A 2,535-nucleotide genomic window follows, 5' to 3' on the forward strand; every position below is an offset into this window, starting at 1 on the left:
CATTGCTGACATATCCCTCCCTCCAACAGCATGGCATTAAAAACTGTTTGTGCTGCTTCCGGCTTAGGCTTGAATCCGGTTGTGAGAACATAGCCTGGAACGAGTGTCCAACGTCCTTTTTATACGCTCCCGGCCCAATCCATAGCCCTGGTCACAGCACGCTTCCACCCCCGATAGAGGGTTTCCCTTTTCTCCACGGACATGGTGGGCTCGAAACGTCTGTCCAGTTGATAACCAGCGGCAAGCTCTTCCGTACTGGACCAGAATCCCACAGCCAACCCGGCCAGATTGGCAGCACCCCTGGCTGTTGTCTCAATAACTGCCGGCCTTTCCACAGCTACCCCCAGGATGTCGGCCTGGAACTGCAAAAGGAAGTTGTTGGCTACCGCACCACCATCCACCTTTAAAGCCTGGAGTTTGATACCGGAATCTGCCTCCATAGCCTCCAGGACGTCCCTGGTCTGGTACGCCAGAGATTCCAAGGCTGCCCGGATAATATGCGCCCTGGTAGTACCCCGTGTCAACCCGACAATGATCCCCCGAGCTTTCATGTCCCAGTAGGGGGCACCCAGGCCTACAAAAGCCGGCACCAGGTAAACACCGCCGGTATCCTCCACCTTACCGGCAAAATATTCGGAGTCTACCGCTGATTCAATCAGACGCAGACCGTCCCTCAGCCACTGTATGGCAGCTCCTGCAATAAAGACGCTTCCCTCCAGGGCATATTCTACTTTACCGTCCAGACCCCAGGCTATAGTGGTCAGAAGCCCGTTTTTGGATTCAAAAAGCTCCGTCCCGGTATTCATCAGCATGAAGCACCCGGTCCCGTAGGTATTCTTCGCCATACCCGGCTCAAAGCAAGCCTGTCCAAACAAAGCGGCCTGCTGGTCACCGGCTACCCCGGCAATGGGAATGCTGTGACCCAGAAATTGATCGGGATCCGTTACGCCGTATACATAGCTCGAGGGTTTCACCTCGGGCAACATGGATAATGGTATTTCGAGTTCTTTAAGAATTTCTTCGTCCCAGGAAAGCTCCCTGATGTTGTACATTAAAGTACGGGAAGCATTGGAATAATCGGTAACGTGCACCCCACCCCCAGTCAGCTTCCAGATGAGCCAGGTATCCATGGTGCCAAAGAGCAATTCGCCGCGTTCGGCCTTTTCCCTGGCACCGGGAACGTTATCTAAAATCCACTTGACTTTAGTACCTGAAAAATAGGCGTCAATAACCAGCCCGGTTCGGTAGCGTATCTCCGCATCCAACCCCCTGGACTTAAGTTCATCACAGATTTCGGCGGTCCTGCGGCACTGCCAAACAATTGCGTTATAGATGGGTTGGCCGGTATTCCTATCCCAAACTACAGTTGTTTCCCGCTGGTTGGTAATGCCAATAGCTGCTATCTCGTCAGGGCTAATATTAGTTTTAGCCACCAGTTCGGCTATGACCCCATACTGTGTGCTCCAGATTTCCTGAGCATCGTGTTCCACCCAGCCGGGTTTTGGGTAATACTGATTAAACTCTTTTTGGGCTATTCCCTTTATATTGTTGTATTTATCAAACAGAATAGCACGACAACTGGTAGTACCCTGATCCAGAGCGAGAATATATTTTTTGTGCATTGCCAAATCCCCCTTGCTCCTGATATTCCCTTACAACAATTCCAGTTTATATGCTCTTAGAGTAAGAAAAAAACCCTTCCTGTTCTGGCTGCTCAAATCAGCCAGACTGAGAAGGGGTTTCTCCTAATCTCCTACCGGTATCAAGCTCTCGTGATATTAAGACTATTCTACAAAAGATCAAATATTCCTCCTCTTCAAATAAAGTTTATATTTAGGTAAATACATCCCACAACCTTCTTAAACTGGTACTTATGGCTACAATTCCCTTTGATAGAGCTTCTCTTACATCATTTTCATTTTTTAAAAGCCCTCCGGCCAAAACAGGGACACCCAGAGCGTTTTTCAACTCTTCAACCACATATGCAGGAACCGTGGCCGGTAATATTTCAACCGCGTGGGGAGTAATATTTTTGGCCACTTTGATGGCAGTCTTCAGTGATTCGGAATCCACCATGAAAAATCTTTGAATGGCCAGCATACCTTCATCAAGAGCACATTTTACCAGGTTTGACTTGGTAGTAATTATGCCATCGAGATTCATCCGGGCCAACAAATGTACTCCCGCACGGTCCTTACCAATTCCTTCAAGAAGGTCTAGGTGCACGAGAAAGGTCTTCCCGGCAGCCCTGGCCTTTTTAATCATACTGGACAAATAGTTTAAATCTCCACCCAGGAGAATTATCGTTTCAATATTTGGATGATGCAGGGCTTCCGGAAGATCTTCCATCCTCCGAATAGCAGCTATCACTTTTTTACCACCGAACAACTTGTAACTTTTCTCCATACGATATCTCCCACAATTAAATGTACTCAAATGTACTGACGCATCGTTCAAAAATTCATAGGGGTGAAATCAGTTGCCAGGACAACACCCGGCACCGGCCAACCGGGATCGCCATGTCGAAAAACGCCT

General features: G+C 48.6%; 2 protein-coding genes. Both read right to left on the reverse strand.

What is annotated here, in order from left to right; genetic code table 11:
- Positions 1-119: 119 nt before the first annotated feature.
- Entirely contained in the window at positions 120-1,622 is a 1,503-nt protein-coding gene (gene glpK / locus ACPLUI_RS13750) for a glycerol kinase GlpK (RefSeq protein WP_424660815.1), read from the reverse strand.
- Between the two features lie 211 nt (positions 1,623-1,833).
- Positions 1,834-2,406: a glycerol-3-phosphate responsive antiterminator gene (locus tag ACPLUI_RS13755; protein WP_424660816.1), complete on the reverse strand. Its 573-nt coding sequence runs from the start codon at positions 2,404-2,406 to the stop codon at positions 1,834-1,836.
- Positions 2,407-2,535: the final 129 nt, after the last annotated feature.

This window comes from Desulfofundulus sp. (assembly GCF_049701015.1).
Taxonomy (GTDB): domain Bacteria; phylum Bacillota; class Desulfotomaculia; order Desulfotomaculales; family Desulfovirgulaceae; genus Desulfofundulus.

Bases quoted from the DNA above. Each gene is read 5' to 3' on its own strand.
- ACPLUI_RS13755 (WP_424660816.1), bottom strand. From the start codon at position 2,406: ATGGAGAAAAGTTACAAGTTGTTCGGTGGTAAAAAAGTGATAGCTGCT.
- glpK (WP_424660815.1), bottom strand. From the start codon at position 1,622: ATGCACAAAAAATATATTCTCGCTCTGGATCAGGGTACTACCAGTTGT.